Below are 6,129 nucleotides of genomic sequence, written 5' to 3'. Positions count from 1 at the left end.
AGTTGCGCTCGCGTCACACACCACGGTCTACCGGATCAGGTCCCGCCGCGAAGGTGAATCGCCAAGATTGATCACGACCGAATACGTGCCCTAGCGCGCTGATCCCGGCCCGGCGACCGTGAGGATCTAGGCTCGGTGCCGGACCCCTGACAGCAGGTCACCCGAGAGGCGGCGCGAGATGCCGGCAGAGCCCACCCGAGAACACGACGTCCTGGTGATCGGCGCGGGGGTATCCGGCCTCGCCTGCGCCCTCGACCTGCGCGGGGCCGGCCTCGACGTGCTCCTGGTGGAGCAGGCCGAGGCGGTCGGGGGGCGGGTGCGCACCGACCGGCGCGCCGGCTTCCTGCTGGACCGCGGCTTCCAGGTGTTCAACACCTCCTACCCGCAGGTGAAGCGGCGGCTGCGACTGGCGGACCTGCGGCTGCGCCCGTTCACCCCGGGCGTGCTGGTGCAGACCCCGCGCGGCCGGCTCAGGTTCACCGATCCCACCCGGCGCCCCCGGGACGCCGCGGACCTGCTGCCCGGCCGGCTCGGGTCCGCCCGGGACATCGCCGCGCTCGGCCTGCTCGGCGCCCGGGACGCCCTGCTGCCGCCCGCCCTGCTCCGCCGAGGCCGGGACACCTCCACCCGGTCGGCGCTCGCCGCGGCGGGGATCTCGCCCGCGCTGGTGGAGGACTTCCTCCGGCCGTTCCTGTCCGGCGTCTTCCTGGAGGAGGAGCTGGAGACCTCCGCGCGCTACTTCCACCTGGTCTGGCGCAGCATGCTGCGCGGCACCCTCTGCCTGCCGGACGCCGGCATCGGTGCGGTGCCCGCGCAGCTCGCGGCGGGCCTGCCGGCCGGGGTACTGCGGCTCGGCACGCCGGTGCGGGAGCTGACGGCGGCCGGGGCGGCGCTCGCCGACGGGACCGAACTCCCGGCCCGGGCCGTGGTGGTGGCCACCGGCCCGGGCGCGGCCGCGGCGCTGCTGCCGGGGCTGGCGGTGCCGGCCACCCGTACGGTGACCACGCTGTACCACGCGGCGCCGGTACCCCCGCTGGCCGAGCCGACCCTGCTGGTGGACTCGGCGCGGCGGGTGCTGAACACGGTGGTGCTCAGCGAGGTCGCGCCGGGGTACGCGACGGACGGCCGGGCGCTGGTCTCCACCTCGGTACTGGGAGCGGCGGACCACCGGGAGGCCGAGGTGCGGTCCACGCTGGCCGGGCTCTACGGGACGGACACCTCAGGCTGGGAGCACCTGGCCTCCTACACCGTACGGGAGGCGCTGCCGGCGATGCCGGCGCCATGGCCACTGATCCGCCCGAGCCGGTTCGGCGCGGGGCGCTACGTCTGCGGGGACCACCGGGCGACCGGCTCGCTGCAAGGGGCGATGGCCTCCGGGACGAGGGCGGCACGCGAGGTCCTCCAGGACCTGGGCCGCTGAGACTGTCGACCCGTGTGACAGACGGCCAGGCGGTCACCATCCGATACGCCCGCACGTCAGCAGAGGCACGGCACACCGCCAAGCGTCCGCCTCCTTGCCGGGCCCCTGACGCATGACGAGCAGCGTCGTGGGGTCGAACCCCTCGTCGGGCTCGCGGACCTCGATCCGCGGCCCGCGCCGCCAGGTGCTCAGCCGCATCGGCCGGCAGGCCGAGCGAAGCCAGCACGGTTGGCCTGGCCTGCCCCCACGCCGCTCCGGAGGCATCGGCCCGGGGAGGCTGATGCCCATCATGCTGGCGCAACCGGTGCCAGCCGTTGGCGACTGAAGGAACGCCACCACCGCGGAGAAGACACCGACCGGCGTGCCCGGGTCCTCGAGGAACTCCTCGACAGCCGGGGACAGCGAGCGGGTCGCGTTCTCGTCCGGAACGTCGATGAAGTCGCTCACAGGACACCGAAGCGACGCAGGACCGCAGACGCCGAGGTGCCCGGGAGCAGTGCTGGCCCGGGCGACCGCGTGACTGCGGTCCCCCTCCGGATTCCGGTGGAGCTCCGCCCGCAGCCACCAACGCTTCAGGACACCACCGATTGTCTCCACACCGGCCCCACCCATCTCCCGGTGGAACTCCATCCGCTGCGCCGACGGGAGAGCCTCAGCAACGGCGTCCTGGGCACAGGCGATGGGCTGACGGTCGTCGTGGTGACCGTGCAGGGATGCTGCGTTCACCGTTCCTCCGGAAGCTCTCGTGTGGGCGGGGTCCGGTACCAGCGTCCTCCCCCGACAGGCCCGGACGGATCCCGGATCGCGAGTCCAACACGGCTGGCCAATCCAAGGAAGGGGCCAGACACCGGCTTCACAAGCGAGCCCCCGGGCCCGTTGCCAAGCAGAGTCAGGGTCGCGGCCGGGCTACTGACCGCGCTGCCGGACGGTGTTCGCCGTCTGGGAGGACGTCCGCTCGGAGATCCGCAGCGCCAGGGTGCGGGCCCGGCACGAAACGCAAAGCCAGGAGATCGCGGGTGCCAGCGAGCTACTCGCAGTGGCCTGCACACGCGACCGGTACAAGCGGGACGCGCTCCGTCGTTTCAGGCTCTCACCTGCCGTGGCTGCCGTGGCTGCCGTGGCTGCCGTGGCTGCCGAGTCCCGCAACGCCCAAGCCGCGGTGATGCGTTCCATGCACCGGTTCGAGTCGTCAGCCGCTGCCCGGCGGTCGGCGGCGGCCGACCGGACGGCCAGCTTCCTGCTCGACCAGCGTGTGGCGGCAGCGGCCAGGATCCGTGCCGGAATCGCCGCCCGGGCCGCTGGTCGATCCATCAGCCGTCCGGCTGCGCTTGGGGGCGGCGCCCGATGGGACGACCGTTCGATGTCCGCACCTGGCTCGGCCCCGGGGCACCCCCGATGACAGTTCGGACTACCATGGCCAGGAAGCTGGCGCACCTACTGATGATCCGGGGCGAGGAGCACTTGATCCTGCCGACTGCTCCTGGGGATGTCATCCTCAGGATGTCGTCATCCCGGCGGTTACAGGAGCGGTCAGCCCTGCAGGGGCGTCCTGCATCGCGCTCAGCCGGCGCACGACCTGGGCCGCCAGGGCAGCGGCGGCAACGGTGAAGACGCTCTCGGCGATCTCCAGTGCCAGCGAGGTCTGAACAGCCGCGATGTCTGCGTCGATGTCTCCGCTCGCCACGGTGGCGGCGCCCACGGCCGCCGCCGTGATCCGATTGAGGATCAGCGCACCGATCCAGGCCGTCCACCAGGACGACACCAGCCTCTGGGAGAGGATCCGCCGCTCACCGTAGGGGCCGGTGACAGGCGCGCTGGCCTGCCAGCAGTCCACCACGATCCGCCAAGGGAACCAGAGGCACGCGATGGGCGTGATCCACGCGCCGATCACCCAGCCCTTGCCGTGCTGATGGGTACCCGGGGCGAAGAGTTCGGCGTTCTCGCGCACTCGGTGGAGCCAAACGATGAACAGGGCCGCCGTCGCCATCAGGACGGCTATCGAGACCACGCTCAGGACGTTCGAGAGCGCGAGTATGCGGTCGAGGGACTCTTCGGCCGTGCCAGTCGTGTGTTCCGCCAGCGCCCCGACCGACGAGTAACCGAACAGGTCCAGCACTGCCACGGTGAGCGCGACAAGGCCGTTGACCGCCAGCAGAACCAAGGTAGCCGTCCCGAGCGGCGCCGGTGACCGGTACGAACCAGCGCACGCGAAGCACCGCCCGTCCGCTCCCAGACTCGGACGCACCCCACACACCAGACAGGACATCAGTCGACGGCCCTCACGTTGAACGCCGAGGCCGGATCCCCGGGCGGGCCTGACCCTAGCGCTGCCCACGCACCACCGCCACCGAGATGATCGCAGACCAGAGGCCCTACTGCCCCGATCTCCCAGCCTCCGTATGAACTGGGGACGGTAGTTGTACGGAGAGCAGGACGCGGTAGCGGTCACCCAGGTGGCGGGCGGGCTGCCGTCTTCCAGCACCTCCCGGACAAGTGGTTCTCCGTCTGCCCTGCAGCCGGACGTCCCCACCGCTGCGCATCCTCGGGAGGCATGTCAGAGAGCCGAGCAAGAAGGCTTGCCTGCTGGCCGATCAGGCAACCCCAGCCGTGATGCGGCTGGCGCCTCTCAGGACGGGTGGCTGCCGGGGCGCTGGAGCCGGGTCGCTGGGGCCGTCGAGGAAGCTGTAGGAGGAGTGGACGTGCAGCTCGGCCCAGCCGGTCCCGACCGGCTCCGGGCGCGGCTGAGTGCCGGACCGGGTAGGGAGCGGCACGACGGTCCGGTCGGTGTTCGGCGGCGTGCCGCCCGCAAGCCGGCGGTGCAGCTCGCGCCACGGGGCCTCGCGGTTGCTGTCGAAGAGCACGGGTGCTCCTGGTGGTTCTCAACCATTGCCCCGGGTCGCCCCGGGAGTCGGCGACCGAAAGGGTGCGCGGGCGGTCAGCTGTCGTGGGCGCCTTCGAAGCGCCAGCGGCCGCCCTCGACGGCGAGCAGTACAGCGCCGCCGTCGGCGACGGTGACCTGCATCCGGGCCACGCGGGAGCCGTCGTCGGCCCACCACCGTTCGGTGGCCGGCCACGGCCCTGCCCAGCCGCTCACCGTCAGCTCCCACTCGTCCGCGACTAGGCACGCCGGGTCGGACAGCAGCTCGGCGCGCCCGGGGACGGCCACCTCGCGACCCTCGGCGTCCCGCAGGCGCACCTGCTGCACGGTGGTCGGCACCCGCACCGGCGACGGGGCCGGCAACAGCCCGGGGCCGCGGGCCCTCAGCTCGCCGCTCCCGATGCTCGTCCCCCCACGGAGTACGGACCACCTGGTCCCCCGGCCCGCGCCCGCCGACCAGCTGCGCCCTCACCACGGCGGTGCGCCCGCGGATGGCCTGCACGCGGGCTGCGGCGCGCTTCATCCGTTCCAGCGCCTCCCGGTTGCCGTCCAGCAGCGACAGCTGACGGCCGGGATCTGCGAACAGCGCGTCCGGCACCAGGCGCAGCGCCCACGACTCCGCCGGCCTGTTCGTCGAAGCGCTGCCGGTGCTGCCAGGCCTGCAGCTGCCAGCGCACCCGCTCGGCCACGGCGGCCGCGGACAGGACGCCCTCGTGGCGCCACGTGCGCGAGGTCTCGCTGCGGTCGGCGCACCGCGAGGGGGCAAGGCGGATTCTTGACGGCCCGCCCCGCTGCCGGGCTGGAAGGCCCCGGACTTCGCCCAGCTGTTGATGAACCTCACGGCGGTCTACCTGGCCGACGAACTCACCCGCCTGCTCGGTCTCAACCCGACGCACATCGCGCCCAACGAGCAGGACCGGACCGCCCTGTGGCCCGTCCCCGACTCGGTGCCCGGCGGCAAGAACAATGGCCGCACCCGCGAGGACGGCAAGTGCGACGACGGACCGGGCACCAGTGAGACCGGGCACGCCGTGTTCATGCCGCGCCAGCGCTACTACGACAACCACCTCCAGCGCTCCGAGTGCCGGGCCACCCGGGTGTTCGCGATGCTGGACGGGTCGGACTACTGCAAGGGCCGCAACTGCCCCGGTGTGCACACCAACGGTTCCACCCGCCCGCCCGGAATGACCGAGATCGAGGCCGAGCCGGGGAACCCGAAGGCTGCCCACGGGCACCTGAACCCGGCGGCGGCCAAGGGCTCGGGCATCAGCCTGCGAAACCTGGTGGCGATCTACGAGAAGACGAACACGCCGTACCTGAGCACCGGCGTCGAACGGGACATCGTCCAGGCCATCAAGAAGGGCAAGCACGTCTCCGTGTCGGTGGAGCCACCTACCCCAACGCCAACACCGGTGTGGTGGAGTCGCTTGAGTATAATTACTTCATCCTGGAGGACAAGGTCTTCAAGCACTGCGTGATCACCCAGACCCCGACCGGGGGCAGCACCACGGGTACGAGCAACTGCCCCAAGACGTAGGGCGACAGGGCGTCGAGAGATGGACGAGCACCTCACCCGGCTGTTCGCGCTCCTCGGCCCGGCCTCAGGGCCGGGAGCGGCGGCCGAGGACTGGCAGCGCCTGGAGGCCGAGCTGGGCGTGACCCTGGCGGCCGACCTCAAGGCCCTCACCGAGCGCTACGCGCCGGTGCGGCTGAACGGCTCCGTCCATCTCCCGACCCGCCCCGGCGCCGCCGCCTCCACCGAGCGCCTCGGCCCGCCGCGCTGACGCGCCTCGATGACCTGGACCAAGGACCTCATCAAGACCAGTCGCCG

7 protein-coding genes are annotated in these 6,129 nt (G+C 72.2%); 3 read left to right on the top strand and 4 right to left on the bottom strand.

Annotation, left to right across the window (positions count from 1 at the left end; genetic code table 11):
- Nucleotides 1–178: 178 nt before the first annotated feature.
- On the top strand, nt 179–1,420 hold the full coding sequence (locus tag ABZ495_RS33675) for an NAD(P)/FAD-dependent oxidoreductase (RefSeq protein WP_359839647.1): 1,242 nt from the start codon (nt 179–181) through the stop codon (nt 1,418–1,420).
- Nucleotides 1,421–1,453: 33 nt separating this feature from the next.
- Here ABZ495_RS33675 and ABZ495_RS33670 read toward each other — a convergent pair whose 3' ends face one another.
- From ABZ495_RS33670 to ABZ495_RS33655, 4 genes are all read right to left on the bottom strand, one after another.
- A complete protein-coding gene (locus ABZ495_RS33670; protein ID WP_359839645.1) occupies nt 1,454–1,867 on the bottom strand; it encodes a hypothetical protein in 414 nt (137 codons plus the stop codon).
- A gap of 1,048 nt (nt 1,868–2,915) precedes the next feature.
- Nucleotides 2,916–3,581, bottom strand: a complete 666-nt coding sequence (locus tag ABZ495_RS33665) for a DUF4328 domain-containing protein (protein WP_359839643.1) — start codon at nt 3,579–3,581, stop codon at nt 2,916–2,918.
- A gap of 430 nt (nt 3,582–4,011) precedes the next feature.
- Nucleotides 4,012–4,281 (bottom strand): hypothetical protein, encoded by a 270-nt coding sequence (locus tag ABZ495_RS33660; protein ID WP_359839641.1) that lies wholly within the window; start codon nt 4,279–4,281, stop codon nt 4,012–4,014.
- Nucleotides 4,282–4,355: 74 nt separating this feature from the next.
- The gene (locus tag ABZ495_RS33655; protein WP_359839639.1) at nt 4,356–4,637 is read right to left on the bottom strand and encodes a hypothetical protein; all 282 of its coding nucleotides are present in this window, start codon (nt 4,635–4,637) and stop codon (nt 4,356–4,358) included.
- A 491-nt stretch (nt 4,638–5,128) separates the two neighbouring features.
- Here ABZ495_RS33655 and ABZ495_RS33650 point away from each other — a divergent pair, with 491 nt between their 5' ends.
- Nucleotides 5,129–5,776, top strand: a complete 648-nt coding sequence (locus ABZ495_RS33650) for a hypothetical protein (protein WP_359839638.1) — start codon at nt 5,129–5,131, stop codon at nt 5,774–5,776.
- A gap of 78 nt (nt 5,777–5,854) precedes the next feature.
- The gene (locus ABZ495_RS33645; protein ID WP_359839636.1) at nt 5,855–6,082 is read left to right on the top strand and encodes a hypothetical protein; all 228 of its coding nucleotides are present in this window, start codon (nt 5,855–5,857) and stop codon (nt 6,080–6,082) included.
- The last annotated feature ends 47 nt before the right edge of the window (nt 6,083–6,129 follow it).

This window comes from Kitasatospora sp. NPDC005748 (genome assembly GCF_040630735.1).
GTDB lineage: Bacteria > Actinomycetota > Actinomycetes > Streptomycetales > Streptomycetaceae > Kitasatospora.
This window is presented reverse-complemented; position numbering and strand designations above follow the sequence as displayed.

What these genes read in the sequence shown, in the direction of transcription:
- ABZ495_RS33675 (WP_359839647.1), top strand. Translation starts at nt 179, where the DNA reads ATGCCGGCAGAGCCCACCCGAGAACACGACGTCCTGGTGATCGGCGCG.
- ABZ495_RS33650 (WP_359839638.1), top strand. Translation starts at nt 5,129, where the DNA reads ATGAACCTCACGGCGGTCTACCTGGCCGACGAACTCACCCGCCTGCTC.
- ABZ495_RS33645 (WP_359839636.1), top strand. Translation starts at nt 5,855, where the DNA reads ATGGACGAGCACCTCACCCGGCTGTTCGCGCTCCTCGGCCCGGCCTCA.